Annotated in this window: 14 protein-coding genes and 1 tRNA gene; 8 read left to right on the top strand and 7 right to left on the bottom strand. The window is 43.6% G+C overall.

Annotation, left to right across the window (positions count from 1 at the left end; genetic code table 11):
- Window positions 1–4 precede the first annotated feature (4 nt).
- The 4 genes from dnaG (at window position 5) to Q1A08_RS14005 (ending at window position 6,054) form a co-directional block, all read left to right on the top strand.
- Window positions 5–2,032 carry a DNA primase gene (gene dnaG, locus Q1A08_RS14020; protein WP_299773966.1) on the top strand — a complete coding sequence of 676 codons (2,028 nt, stop codon included), beginning with the start codon at window positions 5–7 and terminating at the stop codon, window positions 2,030–2,032.
- A 140-nt stretch (window positions 2,033–2,172) separates the two neighbouring features.
- A complete protein-coding gene (rpoD, locus tag Q1A08_RS14015; RefSeq protein ID WP_299773964.1) occupies window positions 2,173–4,002 on the top strand; it encodes an RNA polymerase sigma factor RpoD in 1,830 nt (609 codons plus the stop codon).
- 242 nt (window positions 4,003–4,244) lie between these two features.
- Window positions 4,245–5,801, top strand: coding sequence for an AbgT family transporter (locus tag Q1A08_RS14010; protein ID WP_299773962.1), 1,557 nt, complete (start codon window positions 4,245–4,247; stop codon window positions 5,799–5,801).
- Window positions 5,802–5,977: 176 nt separating this feature from the next.
- Window positions 5,978–6,054, top strand: a tRNA-Ile gene (locus Q1A08_RS14005).
- A 357-nt stretch (window positions 6,055–6,411) separates the two neighbouring features.
- On the opposite strand, the gene Q1A08_RS14000 is transcribed toward Q1A08_RS14005, so the two are convergent.
- Entirely contained in the window at window positions 6,412–6,840 is a 429-nt protein-coding gene (locus Q1A08_RS14000) for a hypothetical protein (RefSeq protein ID WP_299773960.1), read from the bottom strand.
- A 216-nt stretch (window positions 6,841–7,056) separates the two neighbouring features.
- On the bottom strand, window positions 7,057–8,388 hold the full coding sequence (locus tag Q1A08_RS13995; protein WP_299773958.1) for an AAA family ATPase: 1,332 nt from the start codon (window positions 8,386–8,388) through the stop codon (window positions 7,057–7,059).
- Between the two features lie 445 nt (window positions 8,389–8,833).
- Between Q1A08_RS13995 and Q1A08_RS13990 the strand changes: the two genes are divergently transcribed.
- The 4 genes from Q1A08_RS13990 to Q1A08_RS13975 are packed head-to-tail and all read left to right on the top strand — an operon-like array spanning window position 8,834 to window position 13,257.
- Complete coding sequence (locus Q1A08_RS13990) at window positions 8,834–9,925, top strand: nucleotidyltransferase (protein ID WP_299773956.1); 1,092 nt, start codon at window positions 8,834–8,836, stop codon at window positions 9,923–9,925.
- Window positions 9,925–11,691 carry a ThiF family adenylyltransferase gene (locus Q1A08_RS13985; RefSeq protein ID WP_299773954.1) on the top strand — a complete coding sequence of 589 codons (1,767 nt, stop codon included), beginning with the start codon at window positions 9,925–9,927 and terminating at the stop codon, window positions 11,689–11,691. The genes Q1A08_RS13990 and Q1A08_RS13985 overlap by 1 nt, the downstream gene beginning before the upstream one ends.
- On the top strand, window positions 11,666–12,154 hold the full coding sequence (locus tag Q1A08_RS13980; protein ID WP_299773952.1) for a Mov34/MPN/PAD-1 family protein: 489 nt from the start codon (window positions 11,666–11,668) through the stop codon (window positions 12,152–12,154). Before Q1A08_RS13985 ends, Q1A08_RS13980 begins: the two co-directional genes overlap by 26 nt.
- Window positions 12,151–13,257 carry an SAVED domain-containing protein gene (locus tag Q1A08_RS13975; protein WP_299773950.1) on the top strand — a complete coding sequence of 369 codons (1,107 nt, stop codon included), beginning with the start codon at window positions 12,151–12,153 and terminating at the stop codon, window positions 13,255–13,257. Before Q1A08_RS13980 ends, Q1A08_RS13975 begins: the two co-directional genes overlap by 4 nt.
- Before the next feature lie 696 nt (window positions 13,258–13,953).
- Here Q1A08_RS13975 and Q1A08_RS13970 read toward each other — a convergent pair.
- The 5 genes from Q1A08_RS13970 to Q1A08_RS13950 form a co-directional block, all read right to left on the bottom strand.
- Window positions 13,954–15,690, bottom strand: coding sequence for a phospholipase D-like domain-containing protein (locus Q1A08_RS13970; protein ID WP_299773948.1), 1,737 nt, complete (start codon window positions 15,688–15,690; stop codon window positions 13,954–13,956).
- Window positions 15,687–19,181 carry an AAA domain-containing protein gene (locus tag Q1A08_RS13965; protein ID WP_299773946.1) on the bottom strand — a complete coding sequence of 1,165 codons (3,495 nt, stop codon included), beginning with the start codon at window positions 19,179–19,181 and terminating at the stop codon, window positions 15,687–15,689. Before Q1A08_RS13965 ends, Q1A08_RS13970 begins: the two co-directional genes overlap by 4 nt.
- Window positions 19,182–19,355: 174 nt before the next feature.
- A complete protein-coding gene (locus Q1A08_RS13960) occupies window positions 19,356–19,733 on the bottom strand; it encodes a hypothetical protein (protein WP_299773944.1) in 378 nt (125 codons plus the stop codon).
- Between the two features lie 89 nt (window positions 19,734–19,822).
- Window positions 19,823–20,557 (bottom strand): hypothetical protein, encoded by a 735-nt coding sequence (locus Q1A08_RS13955; RefSeq protein WP_299773942.1) that lies wholly within the window; start codon window positions 20,555–20,557, stop codon window positions 19,823–19,825.
- A 25-nt stretch (window positions 20,558–20,582) separates the two neighbouring features.
- Entirely contained in the window at window positions 20,583–21,296 is a 714-nt protein-coding gene (locus Q1A08_RS13950) for a hypothetical protein (protein ID WP_299773940.1), read from the bottom strand.
- Window positions 21,297–21,299 lie beyond the last annotated feature (3 nt).

The raw sequence follows: 21,299 nt of genomic DNA, 5'->3' as shown, positions 1-21,299 counted from the left end.
GCCTATGAGCGGCCGCATACCCCAGAGTTTTCTCGATGATCTTCTCGACCGTATCGACATTGTCGATGTGGTGGATCACCGTGTAAAACTAAAAAAGACCGGCAAGAATTACAGCGCCTGCTGCCCCTTTCATGAAGAAAAGACTCCTAGCTTTACCGTAAGCCCGGACAAACAGTTTTACTACTGCTTTGGCTGCGGCGCCTCTGGTAATGCCATGGGCTTTATCATGGAGTATGAGCATCTAGATTTTCCGGCAGCGGTAGAAGAGCTGGCCAAACTGGCCGGTGTAGAAGTACCAAGAGAAAAGCAAAATATCTCACCGGCGCAGCAAGAGAAAGAGAAGCAGCGCCAAGAAATCCTCAAACTGCTTGAGCAAGCTGACGAGTTTTATCAGCTACAGCTGCGCCAACACAGCCATAAAACCCAAGCCGTTAACTACTTAAAATCTCGCGGATTAAGTGGGGCCATCTGTAAAAGTTTTGGCATTGGCTTTGCGCCACCCGGCTGGGACAATCTTAAACAGCAGCTTGCCGACAACAATCACAACAGCAAGCGTCTTGAAGAAGGCGGCATGCTTATCCACAATAAGGGTAAGAACAGCCACTATGACCGCTTTCGCGACCGCATTATGTTTCCAATACGTGATCGCCGCGGCCGTGTTATTGGCTTTGGCGGCCGCGTACTGGGGGATGAAAAACCCAAATATTTAAATTCCCCTGAAACTCCTGTATTCCACAAAGGTGAGGAGCTCTACGGTCTTTGGGAAGCCCGCCAAGCCAACTCACAAATTCAAAAGCTGCTAGTCGTCGAAGGCTATATGGACGTGGTAGCTCTGGCGCAATTTGATATTAATTATGCTGTCGCTACCCTTGGCACCGCCTGCGGTGAAGCCCACCTAAACCTGGCTTTCAAACACACGCAAGAAATTATCTTTTGCTTTGATGGCGACGATGCCGGTCGCAATGCAGCCAAACGTGCGCTCAGCAATTCACTGCCAGTCATGAATGATGGCCGGCAGATTAAATTTCTATTTTTGGAAGATGGCCAAGATCCAGACACTTATGTTCGCCAGTTTGGCAAAGATAAATTTTTGCAGCGCATTGAGGAAACCGCCAGCCCTTTAGAAGATTTTCTATTTGATAGCCTATGTGAAGATATCGATGCAAATACTATGGGTGGCAAGGCCCTGCTCAGCAAGCGCGCCGCCCCCATGCTCAACCTGCTACCAAAAGGCGTCTACCGCGAGCTCATGTTTAAGCATCTTGCTCGCCGTACCGAGCTGAGTCTAGACACTCTTCTTGAGCTGATCGACCAACCTCTGCCCGAGTTTAAAACAGAGTCGAAACCGGCAGAACATCAAGCCGCCCCCTCCAGAGAGAGCACAAGCGCTGATGAACAAACCCCCGCAGCAGCAAGTAGCAGCGAAGCTGACCCCTGGCAAGGCTATGAGTCAATGGCTATTCAGCACAATGAAGAGCCAAACGGAGACCACCTACCAGCTGAATATCAAGGCAGCACGGAATACCAAAGGGGTGCGGACAGCCCTAGCGAAAGCAGCTACAGGCCCACATCAAGCGAGCAGCACGACAATAAATTAAGCCCCCAGCGCCTGCTTATAGGCCTACTAATGAACCGCCCAGAGTTAGCTAAGGAGCTGACCGACATTGAGCTATTCGGCCAATTTAAGGACAGTGACAGCCAGCTTCTGCTGAGGCTAGCTCGCTGCCTGCACAGCCGACCTCACTTCAATGTCAACCAGCTCTCGGGGCACTGGCTGGCAAGCTACGGCCAACAGGAATGGCAAAAACTCAAAAGCATCGCCGAACAAAGCACTTCAGTACTGGCCGCCGCCATGCGAGAAGGAAACTTTGACGACAACGCCGAACTCAAAGCCTGCGAAGAGAAACTACAACGCCAACAGCAAAAAAAGTCCCACCGCAGCAAGCTACAGGAGCTGAAAAGCAAGGCGTTTAATGAGCTGAACGATGAGGAAAAAGCCCTTTTTAGGCAACTCATTCAGCAAAGCCATTAGCGGCTCTCAGGCACAACCTTACAGAGGCTATAGCATCTAAGTAAATAAAAGCAGTGCGCAGGCTTGATTTTCTAGAATAAGCCCTTATTTATGCGCTATAATCTCTTGTTTATCTCGCCAGCATAACTTATAGGTCACGAATGAGCGATAACGCCCAACAGCAACAGTCCCGCATTAAGGAACTCATTGCCCGCGGTAAGGAGCAAGGCTACCTTACTTACGCCGAGGTCAATGATCACCTTCCTCAGGACATTTCTGACCCAGATCAGGTTGAAGATATCATCCAGATGATCAATGACATGGGCATCAAGGTGTACGAAACTGCACCTGATGCCGATGAAATCTTGATGACAGATGGTGACTCTTCTGCCGATGAAATCGCCGCCGCTGAAGCTGCGGCCGCCTTGGCTGCGGTTGAAACCGAAGCCGGTCGTACCACCGACCCAGTGCGCATGTATATGCGCGAAATGGGTACCGTAGAGCTACTAACCCGTGAAGGCGAGATTTCTATCGCCAAGCGCATTGAAGAAGGTGTTCGTGAGCTCATGCAAGCCATGTCTTACTGGCCCGGCTCTGTTGAAAACCTTATCAATGAATACAAGTTGATCGACAAAGAAGAGCGTCGCCTTCCTGATGTTATTTCTGGCTGGTTAGACCCTGCTGACGACGTCCCTTCTGCTCTTGCTCAAGCTCAAGCGGCCGAAGCCATGGCTGAAAGCTCTGACGACGATGACGACGACGAAGACGACAACAACAACGGTATCGACCCAGAAGAAGCCAAAGAACGCTTTGGCAAGCTGGAAGCACAGCTAAAGAAAACCGTTAAGGCTCTTGAGAAGCACGGCGCAGGCAGTAAGCAGGCCGCAAAAGAGCAGGCTGCATTGGGGGAAATCTTCAAGTTCTTCAAGTTGCCACCACGTCAATTCGACCCTCTGTACAACGACATTCGTGACACTTTGAATCAGGTGCGTCAGCAAGAGCGCCTAATCATGGATCGCGTGGTTCGCAAGGCGAGAATGCCACGCAAAACCTTCATCAAAGAATTTCCAGGTAATGAAATTAATGATGACTGGATTACCGAGGTTATCAAGAAGAAACGCGATTATTCAGAAGCTCTAAAGCGCTATCTCCCTGATATTCAGCGTGCGCAACGCAAATTGGCCCAAATTGAAGAAAACAGCAATTTGGCACTGGCTGACATTAAAGAGATTAACCGTCGCATGTCGATCGGCGAAGCTCGTGCCCGTCGCGCCAAGAAAGAGATGGTTGAGGCTAACTTACGTTTGGTTATCTCTATTGCCAAAAAGTATACCAACCGCGGCCTGCAATTCTTGGATCTTATCCAAGAAGGTAATATTGGCCTAATGAAGGCGGTTGATAAGTTTGAATACCGTCGTGGTTACAAGTTCTCTACCTATGCAACTTGGTGGATCCGTCAGGCCATTACCCGCTCTATTGCGGATCAGGCTCGTACTATTCGTATCCCAGTGCACATGATTGAGACGATCAACAAGCTAAACCGTGTATCTCGTCAAATGCTTCAGGAAATGGGGCGCGAGCCTACTCCAGAAGAGCTGGGCGAACGTATGGACATGCCAGAGGACAAGATCCGCAAGGTATTGAAGATCGCTAAAGAACCTATCTCCATGGAAACCCCAATCGGTGACGATGAAGATTCACATCTTGGTGACTTTATTGAAGACCACACCATTACCTCTCCGGTGGAGTCGGCTACAGGCGAAGGCCTAACCGAAGCAACTCGCGATGTATTGGGCGGCCTTACTGCACGTGAATCAAAAGTACTGCGCATGCGCTTTGGTATCGACATGAACACCGACCACACCCTTGAGGAAGTGGGCAAGCAGTTCGACGTAACCCGTGAGCGTATCCGTCAGATCGAAGCTAAGGCATTGCGCAAGCTGCGTCACCCTTCACGCTCAGATCATTTACGTAGCTTTTTGGATGAGTAACTTCATCTAGAAACACTTATAAAGGCGGCTTTTTAGTCGCCTTTTTTAATTCTGCCCTCTGCTACAGTCATTCCCTGCACGCCATTCAGTCAACATTGCGAACAAAGTCCGAATTCCGATCCGCATTTCCCATGAGTGGTTTTCCAGCCTTACGCTTAATGCCATAATCCCTCGGTCGCAACGCAATTCGAATCATCGAAACCTATGCGTATAACAATTATCCTAAGCACAGGACCAACAACATGAGCGAGACCTCATCACCCGCTGCCGGCGAATCTACCCGCCTGAGCCGGATGCTCGACAAAGTCGAAATCATTGGTAATAAACTGCCAGACCCCGCTGTTATCTTTTTAATCAGCTTACTTATCGTGTGGGGGCTTTCAGCCATTATGTCGAATTTTCAATTCGACGCCCTCGATCCACGTACCGGCGAAGCCATCGTGGTTAATAATCTGCTCACCGGAGACTCCCTTGCCGACTTCCTATCGCGCATGGTAAAAATCTTCACCGGCTTCGCCCCCTTAGGCGTAGTATTGGTAGCAATGTTAGGCGTTGCGGTTGCTGAGCACTCTGGCTTTATCAATGCCGGCATTAAGCGCATGCTCGATGCCACCCCTAAGAGCCTACTCACCCCTTCCGTCATTCTGGTCGCCATTGTTAGCCACACAGCAACCGATGCGGGCTATGTATTGGTAATCCCATTAGCTGGGGTAATCTATACCGCCATGGGCAGACATCCGCTTGCCGGTATCGCTGCAGCCTTTGCCGGCGTCAGCGGCGGCTTCAGCGCCAACTTCGTGCCTTCAGCCATTGACCCTCTACTCCAGAGTTTCACCCAGACTGCCGCTCAGATTGCGGACCCAGAAATTCTAATTAACCCACTGAACAACTACTTTTTCACCTCAGCTTCCAGCATATTGGTGGTTCTAGTGGGCTGGTATTTAACCGACAAGGTTATCGAGCCACGCTTAGCGAATACAGCAGTTGATGGCGATACCGAAGACCTGCCGAAGTTCGGCGAGCTGAGTGAGAAAGAAAGCTCGGCATTACGCTGGGCTACCATCACCATGATTATTGGCCTTGGTATCTTGATCGCCGTCGCACTACCGTCGACATCGCCTTTGCGCGCAGCAAACGGCGAACTAGCCTCATTCAGCGCTCCAATTATGCGCTCGATTGTGCCACTGATTTTTCTTTTGTTTGTGATCCCAGGTGTAGTTTACGGTTATATAGCCGGCACATTTAGAAGCAGCAAAGATGTGATTGGCGCCATGAGCAAAGGCATGGAAGGCATGTCTTACTATATTGTGATGGCTTTTTTCTGCTCGCTATTTATTGATGCCTTTGGCAAATCAAACCTAGGCGCACTACTGGCCGTAAACGGCGCCGAAGTGTTAAAAACCTTGGCTCTGCCTAGCATGGTCACCATGGCGGGCATTGTTTTCCTGACAGCCTTTGTTAACCTGTTTGTGGGCTCAGCATCGGCCAAGTGGGCTCTTATAGGCCCAATCCTAGTCCCAATGCTAATGCAAATTGGTATATCCCCAGATCTAACTCAGGCAGCCTACCGAGTGGGCGACTCGTCAAGTAATATCATCACCCCGCTAATGCCCTACTTCCCATTAGTTGTTGTGTACTGCCAACGCTATGTGAAGAGCACCGGCATCGGCACCCTGCTATCACTGATGCTGCCATACTCAATTGCGCTACTGCTTACCTGGACCGCTTTCCTACTAATCTACTGGGGCCTTGGCATCCCACTAGGCTTGCAGGCTAGCTATATTTACCCGGCAGGCTAAGCTATTGAAAGCATGAGAAAAAAACCGCTAGAGATCTAGCGTAATTGAGGCGAGGCGATTATAATCCCTCGCCTAATTTGATGACTTTCATCTCTTAGGGCCCTTAGCTCAGCTGGTTAGAGCACTCGACTCATAATCAATAGGGCTGGATCGAAAAAGTTGTAAAAAGTGAAAATGGGCCTTTAGCTCAGTTGGTTAGAGCACCCGACTCATAATCGGTAGGTCCCCAGTTCAAGTCTGGGAAGGCCCACCATTTTCACCATATAAATCAACATCTTACAAAAATCCAAACCTCCAAGACAGTTCTCCCAGGGTTCACAATTGCGTAACCCCACCCTCCAAACTATTCGCCTCCTATCTCAAGCTCACAACTGGTCAGAAAACTAGGTTTTGTCGGGGTTACACTAGGGTTACATCTCGCTCCAACCACACTGCCAGACCCAGGCTGTAGAAATCTAGGCTTTATCGGACAAAGGTCAATCTCAAGGAGATATCCAACCTGACGGTTCTTAAGTAGCCCCCTCTACCTGTTATATACTCATTCAGTTAATAACAGATAATTGATAACGCCCAAAGCAGCACGCTATAAGCACTATCTAGATTTGCTTATTCAGGGTATTACGTGGCACAGAATTCTTTCATAGTCTTTAAGAAGTTGAGCTCTACATTCTTCCTGAAACCGGTCGAAGCTTGGATCAGGCTTCTCTACTTCATAGATGCAGTATCGCTTGTGCCACTCACTAAAAGCCTCAAAGAATACGGTTTTATCTGTGGATGAAAATTGATTGGCAGCAATATCAATATCCTTGTCTCCTGACCTGAGCCATATATGCCTTTGCTTGTGCTTAAACCGATTTTTTCCCCTTAGCATTTCTACATTTAACAGACCATGTTCTTCGATTAGATACTTGGCCAACAAATATGAGGAGAACTCACAACATTCATTTGGAAACTGATCAAGATATGAGAAGCTATATCCCTCTTCTTTAATCTTGAGCATTCCTCTTCTAAAAGCTTTTATCCCTTGATTTATATCCATGATTGTAGCAATTGATCTTTAACACCTTACTTTGCTGCGATCGAAACAGAGGAAGGCGGCGTGCGGTGATAATAGAAACTTGTTAAGTGTCACCACAACCTGAATAATCAACCAAACCTTTACATTTACGATAACCACACTGACACACCAAACCAAAAAATCAGACCACCAACGAATCAATAGAGAATATACTAGAAGATGTATTTGAACTCTTAGCTAGCTATTTCTAATCCTAGGAATGCCCCCATATGACCCGTAAAGATAATCTTTTCGTATATCCTTGTCATATCTAGGATTAAAGTCTCTTTGAAGCGACTTAAGCTTAGAAGAACCGTCCCCTTTATCTATAAACCATATTTCATCTCTTCTTAGTAAATCTACATCTAGTAATACAGAGTTGTGTGTAGAGATGACTATTTGCGCCATGTGACCTTTTCTATGGCGTAAGAAGATATCTAGCAATCTTCTAGTCAGCAAGGGATGCAAGCTTCTATCAAGCTCATCTATAAATGCAATTACGACCTCTTCTGATCTCAATAGCTCGAAAAACAATGGAGCAAGCTCAATCAGCCTTCTCGTGCCATCCGATTCTTCTTCTAGATCGAATGTAACCTTCTCTCCGTTATCTATACTTTCGTGCTGCGTAAAAATCTTAAGCAGCTTTAATTCACCATCTTTTTTCAAAACAACAGATCGGTTACCTTTGACAACATCTGCAACAAACACTGCCACACCGTTGTCTAGCTCATCGTTTAGATCTTCAAACAATCTAGGTGGAAAATCTAAAGCGGCCTCAGCACCTACCAATTGAGATTCGATTCCTACAACTGATGGGTCAAACTCAGATAATACTTCGGTCAAAAACTCCTTAAATTCCTCATCATTACCTAGTCTAAACTCAACTCCATGACCAATACTTTGTGGTGTAAAGACCCTAATACACTTGCTAAACCAGTCGTAAACAGGTTTAAAGAAGTCTAAATTCCTTTCTATACTTTCAGTTACAAATAGCTGATTCTTCCTAGTTCCTTCACTAACGAAAACCAGTTTTTGCTTATCTTCTTTACTCAGCTTCCCCAAAAACCCACCAAACTCAAACCTGTTCTCATCGCTATCAAATGACCTTGTGAAAAGCAGTTTAGTCTTTGTCTTAGTAAGCTCACTAAGTGATTCGGATATTACGGCTTCATTGGTAATTGAGAATTCATAAGAAAACATCTTGTTCTCCATTTGAATTTCAAAATAGAAGCTAGAAGGGCGGTCTTTACAATCTTGATCTAATTTAAATGCATTAGCCCCAATCGCCCTTTGGGGCCTGACTCCCTTAGTTATGAATCTCTCAGCGAAAGAAAACGCCTTAATAAAGTTACTCTTACCAGAAGCATTGGCTCCATATATTACAGCCGCCCTAAGAAGATCGCGCTCTTTCACTGAATGCGATTTGTACAGATGTAGGTCACGGTGGGCTTTTTCCCGTGTTGGAACCATCGAAAATTCAACCGGTTCACGAAAAGAGCTGAAATTGCCTACACGAAATCTAATTAGCATGTTTTTTAACCAATTAAGGAGAATCTCCCTCCAAGCACACATCCTTTCAGCCTATTTTGGCATATTTTAAGTGATTAATGAGAAAAAATCTCTTGAAGAGGTTGTCTAAGACATAATTGGTGGTATTATAAACACCGGATTAAGGAGAAAAAATCTCTTAAAGGAATCCCTAACGGCATAAATAAGATAAAAAGCCTCCAGGTATAGAGAAATTAAGGTGATAAGTACCACGTAGAGGCTTGGAAAATGAGTAGTCTAGTTAAAATATCGTTCTTTCATGGGATCCGCGGAAATATTCCTCGATGTAAAGTAGTATTGATCGATCATCTCTCCCCTTTCGCGTTCAGTAAACACAGCTTGCTTAGGAATCACTCAGTCATTTTTGAGTGGTTACATACCCAGCCTAATTGTTCATTCAGGTTGATTACTTAAGGCACCTAACTTTATGAACCCATTCGCAATTGTGGCCCTAGGAGCACTAGGGATTGCAGCAGTGCACAAACTCTTGAGTAGAAGCGAGCAAAACAATATGGCTGATTTACAGAAACAATTCGACGCCTTTCATGATGACATCAAGCTTTCAAACGAAAATGAGCTATTGAGACAAAAGCGGGAGATCCTAAAGCAGAACCTTGAAGCAGCTCTAAAAAATAACGATGACGCTCCAAGTGTTGATAAATACTTCCTTCAAGGCTCGTATGCCACTTATACGGGCATTAACCCAGCAAATGGTGACTACGATATTGATGTAGGTGTTTTGTTTGACTGCACTAAGGATGACATTGGTGCAATGAAGCTTAAGAAGCTTGTGAAAGAAGCTCTTGAGCATTCCAGCAGGTCTCCGGTGATCAAAAACCCCTGTATCACTACTCAGTATATAAAAAATGGGGACCCTGATTACCATGTTGATATGCCTATCTATGTAAAGCGTGATGATTCAGTTGGATATGATCTGGCATGGGGTAAGAGCTCTTCCTCAGAGGATTGGGTTCAGTCTGATCCCGAGGGATTAAACGATGAGATCAACGGGAAATACTCAAATGATAGTGAGCGTTATCAATTTCGGCGTATTGTGAAATATCTTAAAGCCTGGAAGAGTAAAAAATTTAGTAGTTATACCGTACCTAGCATCGGACTATGCTTGGCGGCAATGGATCATTTTTCATCTGAAATAGACACTTATGAAGATACACCCAATGATCTGATAGCTCTACGTAAGACGATCTCGAATATCATTACGTCATTTAAACCAGTTGGTATCAATGACAATGGAGAATCGCAATATAGATTAAAAGTTATCTTACCAGTGATGCCAGCTAACGATGTATTTGAAAAGCTTACCGACCGTCAAATGACAGAGCTGAAGGAAAAACTTGAATCTTTAAAAGAAGCGTTAGTCTACGCAGAAAAAGAGGAAAGAGTTGACAAAGGGTGCAAAGAGATCAAGAAACACCTTCCCGACTTTCCAGTACCACTAGCTTCAGAGACAGCAAAGGCTACCGCAATTAGCATTAATAATACCGGGTCTTCTTCTTAATGGGTTTGAGTGTTGCCGATGTAGAGGCGGCTTTGCGCGCGCTTCCCTTCATCAATAGTTTTGAAGAATTCAAACCGAATAAATTACTAGCCTTACCAAGGAGCTCTCTCCCAACCTACAAGATCTCTGCGTCCTACGAGGAGAATACTTGGGATTTAGCTATTAGTGTTCCTGATGGGTTTCCCTATGATCTCCCTAGAATCTCCTTACTAGTGAATCCACCATTTGCTCCTTTTGGGCATCTGAATTGGAGGGGCAGTATTTGCTATAAAGACACTCAAGGATTAGCCGCAGACATAAGGGATCCAGTAAATGTCTTGAAAGGATGTATTGTAGAAGCACTTGAAACATTAAAAGAGCACTCAGAAGACTCCTCTAAAAAAGACCTACACCAGGATTTTGAAGACTATTGGGAAAGCCTTCCTTCAGACTACGCGCCAACTCTATGCTTCTTTGAATTGGGTAGTGAGTTTAAAACTCTTACCGCATTTGAAGATACTAAAAATTCTAGAAAAACACGCACCCCAAACATCTTGGCTATTGTAGATGAAAAGCTAAATGAGGAGACTTTATACGCTCCGATAAATAGGATCAAGGGATCAAAGCAGAGGAAAATACCATATATACCTCTAGCAGATAAAGTAGAGCCACCACCATTGCTGTCTTTATGGACTGCGGAAGATATCCTCGAGATCATAAAAAAGCATGCTGAAGCTAGCGTACTTGAGAGGTACCTTGATTGGATAGAAAGTGAAAAATGGTCAAACTTTTTTAGCATTATCTTTTCACACCCTAAGCCGAGTGGTGAATTCGCCTTATGGGGAGTGCGTTTTCACCGCAAAGAGAAAGCTCAGCATCCAGCTAAGTCTTCAAGTGCAGACTGGTGTGTTGTGCCGCTACATCTACGAAATCAATCGCCTACGTATTTGAAAGCACGAGGCGGAGCAAACACCGATTTATCAGACAAAAAAGTTCTTCTATTTGGATGCGGGTCAGTGGGTTCGTACATTGCTATGAACTTGGCTAAATCGGGTGTAGGTGAGATACATCTCGTAGATACTGACATATTGACACCTGAAAATATCCATCGCCATGCACTAGGTGCAAGCTTTATTGACCCTGCTCAACATGCCCTTAAGGTGGATGCATTGAAATGGGAAATCGAGTTAAACATACCAGGGGTCAAGGTTGTACCTGTAAAGGCGAATATCCGCCAGTTCATTGAGGAAATCGATCTAGACAATTACGACACTGTTATATCCTCAACAGGTGACTTTAGTTCAGAGTTGGCACTGAATATCCATCATCATGAATCCGATATTCGCACTCCGGTAATTTACGCATGGCAGGACGGATTTGGTATCGGCGGGCATGTTATGCAAGTTGCCCGCCCAGAAAAAAAAGGTTGCTTAGAATGTCTTTACACAAGGTCATCGGGGTTTAAGCCCCATCCGCGAACTAGTTTTATAGCGCAAGGGCAAACAATAAGTAAGCATGTCGGTGGATGCGGCGGTGTATTTACTCCCTATTCAAATGTAGACGCTTTACAAACATCAATTTTAGCAACACGTGCTGTACTAGGAGTTCTCAATGGGCAGCGATCAAACACTATATACAGCTGGAGAGGGACGTCTGAAGAGCTGGAAGCGAATGGCCACCAAGCATCAAATTGGTATAAGAAAGCAGAAGATAAACAATTACAAGATGAGCATCGTTATATTGCCAACAACTGCAAAGCCTGTGGATCAGACCATTCGGTTCAGTAAGTCTGATGGGGGCCGGTTAATAATAGATGACCAAGTAGTTAAATTGCTTTTAGGATATAGGCAGCTAAAGCGCACATCACTTGAGGGAGGCGGGCTACTCCTCGGTAGACACCTGCTTGCTTCCACACATATTGCTGTTGATGATATTTCGAGGCCAATGCGAGGAGACAGGAGAAAGCGCACAGCGTTCTATCGGGGCAACGGACATGAAAAGTATGCTCATAGAAAGTGGCGTGAATCAAGCTCCACCTGCGCTTATGTTGGAAATTGGCACTCTCATCCAGAGCCCTACCCGACACCCTCAAAAACGGACATAAAGGACTGGCTTAATGTACTAGAAAATGACACCTATGAAGGTAACAAACTCTATTTCATAATTCTAGGAACTAAAGAGATAGCCTGCTGGGAAGGTGATGCAAGTAGCGGCAAACTAATCAAGCTGGAAAAGTACAATCAGAAATGAAAGACACCATTAAATTTTTAAAATCATTCTCCTGGAAGATATTAACTTGGCTTACAAGACCAGTTAATTTAGTCATGAAAGCAGGTATTTTTTTATGCTTGACAGGTTTTGGCGGTGCTAACCTGGCCTCTTTTGACGTAATACATAGAGCTGCGGATGGCTCGACAACCTCAGTATCTATAGAAGCCAACAATAACAGTTTTTTCATCGAATGGATTTTAACAGGTGTAGGTATTATTGGTCTGCTGATGGTTGTTGGGGAATCCATTTACATAATTAAAAAGAGAAGAAAGGTACTGAATCTAGTTATTGAGCATACTGCGTTAAGAGAAAAGCTCGGAAGCCCTTTGATAAATGCTGTATCCCGGATACCTGGTGGTAGTGATACTTTACCAATTGATTTGTATCCATATTATTCGAATAATGTTGTGAACAATCCCGATGGAGCTACATCGCTTACAATGCATTCGCTTATAGACACGCTAAAGTCAAAAATACAGCAAGCGGGTAGCAGAGAAATTACAATTCATTATGGAGGTACCCCTCCCGTCCCCCTTGGTTTCTTAGCGGGCTATCTTCTCGGAAGTACTTATAAATTAGTTACATGGGACTATGATAGAGACGGGAGCTCTTGGTATCAACTGGGTGGATATGGCGATAGCAATAAACCGATTATTGACCTTAAGGATTATCAAACCAATTCTGAGGTAGCTTTAATCATGGAAATAAGTCATCCAGTTAGTATTGAGGACGTTCGAAAAGTTGCCCCTACATTTCCTTGTATTCGCGTAACAATGCCTAGTATTAGATACGATAACATGAGGTCGCTGGAAAAATTACAAGCTTTCCAATCAGAGTTTCGTGAATTACTAAAGCGTCTAAACAGTGATGGAGTAGAAAAAGTACACATCTTTTGTGCTGCTCAAGCTTCATTTAACTTCTCTATGGGACGACAAGTAAGTCGCAATCACCCTAAGTGTATCATCTACGAGTACAACAGAAATGAAATAATAAAGTATCCATGGGGAGTCATGATCAATAGTCTAGGATCAGATGGAAAAATAGTGCATGTGAATGGTACTTCTAAAGCGATATATTCCTGAATTGAAACAATTGGTGGGTAGTACAGATAATAGAAAAGGCCAAATTGATCAACTATCTTCCAGCTTGGTATTATCTCACTTGGTTAGTGTTACTACCAGTCGGATTTTGGGCCTAAAACACTAGCTCACGCAAACATACACAATGTAATTATATTATTGACTTGTAACTTTTTTTGGAAAATCGACATATCAGTGAGTAATTATGCAAACCTCCCCTAGCCTAAATTGTAGCTCTCCGCTTCATGTTTGGCTAGATATTCCCAAGGTTGATTTACAAATTAGATGAAACCAAACTGCGGGCTTGGCTGTGTCTTCAATTCAGAAACGGGAGAGTGTGATTAATGTTTATACATGGAGAGCCTTCGCTGTTTTGGGACCATTACATCAATTGGGCTTGGATACTCGCCTGAGCTGCAAGAATAGGATTGAGCGCCCGATCGAAGCCTTTGCATCGCCAGGGCATCTTCACTATAGAAATCTAAGCTTTATCGAACACTCACCAATCGCGCAGTAATATATGTGATCTAACTGCTCTTTAGCAGTCTCCGCCATCTGCTATATCGTTTTTCGGCCAGTAGCAGGCATACCGAAGTACATACTAAAAGGTTGAGCATACCCAACTGCTGTCATTCGACAAAATTAAAGTTCGTGATTTCTACCCCCTTCCTTCGTAGCCGGTACATACAATGTAACATTTCAACTCTTTAAGTACATATCCTTAATATAATCAGCTATACCTGGTGATTGAAGATAAACGCCAATTTCACCCAGCCAATTAGGGTCATTAGCATCTTTAGAAAGCCAGTTTAAGCTAGTGATTACGACGTTATCAGAATCCCAACATAGTACTTTCGCGTGCGCCCCCTTTTTTCTAATAATATTTACGGTATTTTTATATTTCTCCTCTAGAGCAGGAAGGGTTTCTTTTTCCTTGGCGACTCCAGAACGACGATTGTAACTTACTGTAATATTAACTGGTTTGCGTTGGGCCACGCTATCAGTGGGAACCAATATCTGTGTTTCTGCTGCTCCACCGAGTCGATCACTTGCAACAAATATATAGTCTTTTGCGGTATCACGAGCTTGCATTACATATTCCTCGTGTCCAGATGAAGAAACAAGTTCAGCAAAAGAATCTCCCTCGCGGATATCAGGTGTGGAGCGTAGTCGATGTTCCAATGCAACAATTTGTTCGCGCAGCAATTCCTCTCTATTTTTAGGGCGTCGAATTAGCCTTTCAATCACACTTAGACAATCTGCCACTATATGTGGATTACAAATTTTTACCGATATTTCAAGCGGCTCGAATCCAGAGTACAACCAGTTACATGATCCTATGATGGCAAAATACCCCTCACTACCATCATCAGCCATGATCAATTTTGCGTGTGAATTTGTAGGTGCAGAGTGCAGTTTTACGCTTTGACTAAGCCCATTTTCATTGAGTATTTCACGGCATTTCCTAAGCTTTTTACCTGCACCATTATCATCTTTAGGCATAGCCCATAGTAAACTTACTTGTACTCCTCGATTAGCAGCCACCTTGAAAAGCTCTACTTTCTCCCCAAATTTTTCGATATCAACAAAGGTCGAATGAATAATTATCCTTCTTCTGGATTCTTCAAATACTCTTTCAAGGAGTGATTTATGAGAGGGGCCTCCTATAACGACATCCTCTTGGTTAATCGTCAATCTCCTTGATTTCCATTCTTGCCTTCTTGGTTTCCGTAATTCAATATCCTTTTTTTCTGACGATTTTAGCTTCGCGCGTTGTTTAACGTTATCGACTATTAATTGCTCAAGGGAGGTTGCTATGCTGCTCGGTAACCCTTCTATCTGGCTGTCTGTTACGATTAGCTTTACAAAGGAATTACGATTTATCCACGACTTCTGTGAATTGTGCCTTAAAAACTTCTCATCTGGATTTGTTAAAATCGTTTCGGTAACTTCGAAGATTCCTGGTAATTCTTGATCAGTGTAGTTAGGAGTCAGGATATGAGGGGGATTTTCGCCCATACTAGCGACTAAACGGTTAGCCCTGGATTCTGATAGCAGAGTAATCTTTCCAATTGGAAATACAGAGAAGCTCAATTTGTCTATTATATAGTGTATATTTCTCTGAACTTCATTTACCATTGAGGGCAAACTTTCTCTATCAACTACAGCCAGCCCTCTCTGAGAAGCACGAAAGGAAATTCTTTCTGTAGTTTCTTGAATCTCAACCCACCCTGCGTGCATGAGTCTTGAAATCGTCTCGGAGATGAGAGTTTTTGGCAAGCCAGAATAACTTTGATACTCCGTTATTGTAAAATCTCCAGTTGTGAGACCATAGAGAATTAAGTGCTCTATATCGCTCCATTGAATTCCTTTTTCAATGATTGAATGTAGTAATCCACGATAAACGGGCAGAAGAACTATATGAGAACTCGTCATTTCCTACCCCTCCCCAACCCCAGCCGAGCATATGGAATTATCGAAACAGCGGTCGAATCTAATTGACAAGAGTTGCTTTTGGCTTCTAAAAATTCAAGCCAATGTTTTAGAAAAAATAGATCGTCGCCTTTTTCAATATGCTTTCCTGGAGTAAAGCGTAGTTGAAGAAATTTGAGGCTTGTTACAACGATTATTTTTGATTTTGCTCTACTAAGAAGAACATTCATTCGCCGTGGATCTCCGAGTATTCCTAAGCCTCTTTTCCAGGAACGAGTATTGTTTCTAACAAGTGAAACTATAACGATATCAGACTCTTTGCCTTGGAATGAATCTATCGTATGAACGCATTCATTGCAGTTCTCAAAATACTTTAAGTGAGAAAGTTCGTTACTCATCCGTCCATATATATCTTGACGCAACCTAAACACCTGCTCATTATAGGGCGAAAGAATGGCTATGCTAGGCGGTTTTTTTGCGCTTTTAGATGCTCGCAAATTTTTGAGTATCTCAATAACTGCGTTTACTTCATAGGGATTATGGTGTGCGGGAGCTCTCTCTCCAGCCCATTGCATTTTGTGCTCATTCATGTACGGCAGGTCAACGATGACAATTGGGGCTTTAAACAATCCTGAACGCATCTTAAAAAAGAATGTACTGGGAAGGCTCTCCCTGTCATAACATTTTTTTGCTGTTCCAATGGAGGAGTCATAAAATATTTTGGAAACCATATCGGCAATGTCAGGGTGCATTCTATGTTGCTCCTCCAACCTTCCAGCAACTGGAAGAGATCCGCGTTTAGCGAAGGTTTCTTGATATAGCGAAGAAAAAAGAGTCAACATTCGGCTAACAACATTAACAAAAGTATCCGAAGAAGCCTGATCGTTAAGCATGTCTAGAAGGACATCAGTGTTTACATCATTGAATGAATTGCTTAGAAGCTTTTGTGCTGATTCAAGCGCATTTTGTAGGTTCAAAGGGCTTTCTAATAGTCTTTGTACTCTATCTTCCCCAAAAGAAGGCAGTTGATTAGGATCACCTATAAGCAATCTTCTATGAGACAACATCATGGGGGCAAGAAGCTCTGAACCTGTTGCCCTTCCAGCTTCTTCGACAATACTCCAGTCAAAAAATGAAGAAGAATTAACGAGCTCAGACATATCCCTAGAATTTGCTGTTGAAAAAACAATATTTGCTGATCTAAATATAAGTGATTCAAGAGCTTTGTCTGGAATTGAGGAGCCCATATTTTTATTATTAAATTTTTCCTCTAGGGCGTGTACTTTTTCTTTCAAAGCGTCAGGGGCGCCAATGAATAGTTTACTGTTTATGAGATTATCAACAATGGTCTTCGCCTGAGAGCGTATTTGTATTCTTTCGTCTGCATTTGTATCGCGATCACTTTTAGACCGAACCATCAGGGGACGCATGCTTTCGTCAACAGACTCAAATTCAGAGATTATTCTTCCCATTAAGTTATTAACGGCATCGTGACCTTGAGCGCTTACAATAATTCGACTAGATGGATGTCTCTGAAAACATAGTTTGATAAGCTCAGTCACTAGAAATGTTTTACCGACACCAGGTGGCCCCTGTAAAAAATAAATAGGTAGTACTCTAAGAATCTCAGATACGGCTCGTTCTTTCGATTCATCCAGAGAGGTTAAGCTCGATATTGGTAGCTCATCATAGCTATTTTTAGCGGCAATCAACGGAGATGATAACGCTTTCACTAGCCCTTGATATTTATCTAGCTTTTGTATTAGATCACGGCGGCGCTTCATCAAATCAGTTCCACGCAAGCTATTCGTAGTTCTTAGGTATATTTTTTCGTCTAACGTAAATTGAGCTCCGCAAGCAAACCTAAATCCTGGGTTCTCACTATCAGGACTGATTGTCTCAATATATATCAGCTCGTGAGGCTCATTTTTGACAGACAATCGCCCATCTCGCGTAGCCGCCCAACCTTCATTTTTTTCCAAAGGGATTTCCACAACCTCCAAAAGACGCTCAACCGGCGGTTTGATCCCCAGCGCATCAGATAGTTTCTCTCGACTCGATTCTTCGGTGTGTCTTAGGGTGTACTCATATTTTCCGTCGTTACGATCCCGGGACTCACTTACTGTTACAGACCAAATTTCAGTGGCCTGCTGTAAACCTTCAATTATGTGAAGTAACGAAAAGGCATCTCGATAAAGCTTGGTCACATCTTGAGCTTCAAATGAATCATCACCATCAATCATTAGTTCCCAATTGTCAGCCTGAGATTTTAGTCCAAGAGTATTTTTATTTAGGTCTCGAGGAGTAATAATTCGCAGGCTTCTCTGAGGGACTGTCTTTCTTTTCAAGATGGATTTGTCTGAAAGACTCTTATTTAAAACTCCTGCTAGAACTGGAAACTTCCACCCATGCTCAGAATGCTCCTCTAAAAAGTATGTATTTGTGTTACCAGCTAATGCAAATCTATAGGGTTTTTGTTGTATTGGTTTTAGCTCCAACAGCTCTGCGTCTAATAAATCCTCGTTGAGGAAATCCAATAAAGAATCTCTGTTAGTTATATCGAAATATGTAAGACCTTCGTTAACTATCGATTCTGATAGCTGCGATGCTATCTTATTGTGAATATATGTCAGATTAAGAGATAGCACTTCACGTTCAGACAATGAGGAATATTCACTAATAATCTGATCGATATTTTTGATTATAAAATCACCGTCTAATGGCTCCGTTATTGATGGAAATAGGAGACCTCTTAGCAGTTGCTTCTCAGATTCATTTAGCTTTTTTCCGATGGATCCGTTATCCATGTTTGGAGTCTGAGAAAATTTTGAAGGATCTATCCCGATACTTCTTAATGCTAATTTTCCGAATGAAATCCAATCTTGTTCAAAAGAGTGGTATTTGGTTTCATCATTTTTATTCCCTTTGGATTGTAGAGTAGGGTCATATGAGTTCAAACGTATATTCCACTCAAACCCACCAAGTTGGTAGTCTGGGGAATTTCCATGCTCCGTATAAATAGACCCTTCGTCTAGATTACGATGAATGAGTCCTCTTGAATGTAGAATATCAAGCCCTTTGGCTACTCGGGACAAGTTGCACCATGCAAGCTTTCGGACTTTATGACCGAGGGTAAGTGTTTTTCGTTTAAGTTGATTGCTCTTATGCCAAGCTAACGGTAGTTTTCCATCAGATTCAAGTACAAGATAAAAGCCCTCAGCATCAGATCCAGCCTCGTGCATAGTTAGGAGGTAATCTGAAGCACCTGGATACTCAGAGAGTTGCTGGATTTGCCTTATTTCGTTTTGCCAAAGGGATAGTAAGTCTTCATCATTGACCCGATCATTGCGCGGCCAAATTTTCAAAAGTACGCAGTCGCCGGTTTCCCTGTTGTATCCTTCATGAATGTCAGGCTCGCCATTGTTTCCATTGACCACTGACCGCTCAATATCATACCTACCTAAGAATGAATCCATTTCTGTTGGCTTCTCCATTGCTGAACCCCGAAGGCAGTATACATTGGTTAGTATCCGCTTGGGTCGTTAACTGTCAGGTTACATAGTGCTCCAACTTGCTTCGGGAGTAATTCAAGTTTAAGCCTGTACATCTAAGTAACTTATATCTATGATTCATTGGCTCCTAGCGAACAAACCTTACAATCTCGTAGGTCATAATGGTAGTATTTTCCCGATAAGAAAGCCTTGCTCTACAAATACGGAACGTGAAACCAATCTAACTTTCCCTCGCCCCGTTATCGACTCCCTATCATTGTCTCGAAATTTATCCATAGGCAACAAATAAGTGTGGAATAATCCGTCACTCCTTTCAAAGGCTCCAATGACATAGTCTAAAGTATTGACCATACTTACGGTAACTACGACGCTACTGGTGTTCTCTTTTGCACTTTTTATAACGGCACTGGAGCCATTGTAGATACAGGTATTACTCGTTTTGTTTAACAACTGAGCACCAATTTGCTTTGCGATATATCGAGCATTTTTTATACCCCACTCCGCCGCTTTAGCCCCTGATTCTTGATCTTGCATTAATAACACCAACAGACAATTAAATACTCAGTTTCCGAAGGCAAAGTGTAGCTTTAGTCATTAACCTTGAGCAACCAACCTTCGAAGAGCTATTGCTTATAGCAAACGAACAAATTGGGTGTGTCTGCTTCATTCTTTAAAATCATATTACCCTGGGACATCATCAACCTACTCGCATCATCCTCTAGATCATCCAAATTTCCACCTTGAAACAGGTGCTCACACCAATATCCATCTGTAGCCAGTACTAGACCTTGAGTTGAGTCTAGGCAAGAACTAACTTTCTCAGGGGCGGAGAATCTTTTTGCGTTCAGGGATCTAGTTAATAACTGATTTTGAACTGATGCGTTTCCCTCTGTTTTATGACTGTTTTGTCCGTTTATAAACGTTTGGTTTACTAAACGATGGGGGGTATTTAGCCAGTTAATTTCGCATTGGTCTTGATAAGTACCCACTCGGCAATCCCCCGTGAACCACCAGTCGAATTGATACGAGTCCCTATTGAGAATGAGCAGCCCGTAACTGGCGATATCGTGAAGGTAGTGTTTTCTAAGCTGGCTTTGAGCTGACCGTAAAATATCGATTAAAACGTTCTCGTCCGTGTACGCTACGTGTGAAACGATGTCACATAGGCAACTGTCCGCCCAATGTTGAGCTAAACGTTTTCCTTTATCATTGATTCCAATCAGTAATCGACCATCAAATTCCCGTTCAGCGGCATCCACTATAATAGCGATCAGGTATTGTTCAACATACGCAATAGCGACCGCATCGCTGTTTAGTTTGCGCTTTGATCCTTGTTTACTCGTCCATGTGATGTTCATTTTAGATACCAGACCTGAGGTATGTTTACGGCTCTGTGCTGAATGCGGCCAACTGTTCTAAACGTTCAAATAGGATCCCTTCACGATCAGTATTGTTATTGGCCTGGCTGTTAACGGCGTATTCAAAGTTCTGATCGTTTAACAACTCGGCCAGCTCCCCAGCTATGTAGGCCTGAACAGTTGAATCAGATAACTGGATTTCTTGAATGAGCTCTTTGCGGCCATCTACAAGGTTTAGGATGTCTTCGATATCGCGACTCTGGAGGGCATCTCCATTCCCCCTCCCCTTATAGGCCTCAAGCTTGGTTGCGACAAAATACACTGGGGTAACGAGCTTGATGGTTATGCTAGGCGTCAATTGGTGATCAGATGCTGACTCCATGGCTTTCTGATACCAGCGGTTGGTGAAACCGAGGGAATCATCATCGGGCATAAAATCCACCCGCAGATCCCCCAGTTTCATGGCGCAAATAGGCTCTTCTTCATCCGAGTTCGGCATTTGCACCTTAAAGCCACGCTCTTTGAGCTTGTCTTGTAAGGCGGCGTAAGCCACATAGCCCATGGTATGGACAATCAGATCCACGTCATCTGTCGAACGCACCTGCTCCTTGGTAACATCGTCGGTCAGAAGCAGGCCCGTGGTACACCCACCAACGAAGGTCATTTGCTCACGCAATTCAGGTCCAAGAGCTTCCGCAACCGCTTCTAACATTCCCTGTAACACATCTATTGTTGCCATAAC

Source organism: uncultured Pseudoteredinibacter sp., assembly GCF_947500695.1.
In the GTDB taxonomy this organism is placed as follows: Bacteria; Pseudomonadota; Gammaproteobacteria; order Pseudomonadales; family Cellvibrionaceae; genus Pseudoteredinibacter.
Note: the sequence above shows the minus strand (reverse complement) of the source record. Positions and strands in the feature narration are given on the sequence as shown.

Excerpts from the sequence above, each read along its gene's own strand:
- dnaG (WP_299773966.1), top strand. The coding sequence starts at position 5 with ATGAGCGGCCGCATACCCCAGAGTTTTCTCGATGATCTTCTCGACCGT.
- rpoD (WP_299773964.1), top strand. The coding sequence starts at position 2,173 with ATGAGCGATAACGCCCAACAGCAACAGTCCCGCATTAAGGAACTCATT.
- Q1A08_RS14010 (WP_299773962.1), top strand. The coding sequence starts at position 4,245 with ATGAGCGAGACCTCATCACCCGCTGCCGGCGAATCTACCCGCCTGAGC.
- Q1A08_RS14000 (WP_299773960.1), bottom strand. The coding sequence starts at position 6,840 with ATGGATATAAATCAAGGGATAAAAGCTTTTAGAAGAGGAATGCTCAAG.
- Q1A08_RS13995 (WP_299773958.1), bottom strand. The coding sequence starts at position 8,388 with ATGCTAATTAGATTTCGTGTAGGCAATTTCAGCTCTTTTCGTGAACCG.
- Q1A08_RS13990 (WP_299773956.1), top strand. The coding sequence starts at position 8,834 with ATGAACCCATTCGCAATTGTGGCCCTAGGAGCACTAGGGATTGCAGCA.
- Q1A08_RS13985 (WP_299773954.1), top strand. The coding sequence starts at position 9,925 with ATGGGTTTGAGTGTTGCCGATGTAGAGGCGGCTTTGCGCGCGCTTCCC.
- Q1A08_RS13975 (WP_299773950.1), top strand. The coding sequence starts at position 12,151 with ATGAAAGACACCATTAAATTTTTAAAATCATTCTCCTGGAAGATATTA.
- Q1A08_RS13970 (WP_299773948.1), bottom strand. The coding sequence starts at position 15,690 with ATGACGAGTTCTCATATAGTTCTTCTGCCCGTTTATCGTGGATTACTA.
- Q1A08_RS13965 (WP_299773946.1), bottom strand. The coding sequence starts at position 19,181 with ATGGAGAAGCCAACAGAAATGGATTCATTCTTAGGTAGGTATGATATT.
- Q1A08_RS13960 (WP_299773944.1), bottom strand. The coding sequence starts at position 19,733 with ATGCAAGATCAAGAATCAGGGGCTAAAGCGGCGGAGTGGGGTATAAAA.
- Q1A08_RS13955 (WP_299773942.1), bottom strand. The coding sequence starts at position 20,557 with ATGAACATCACATGGACGAGTAAACAAGGATCAAAGCGCAAACTAAAC.
- Q1A08_RS13950 (WP_299773940.1), bottom strand. The coding sequence starts at position 21,296 with ATGGCAACAATAGATGTGTTACAGGGAATGTTAGAAGCGGTTGCGGAA.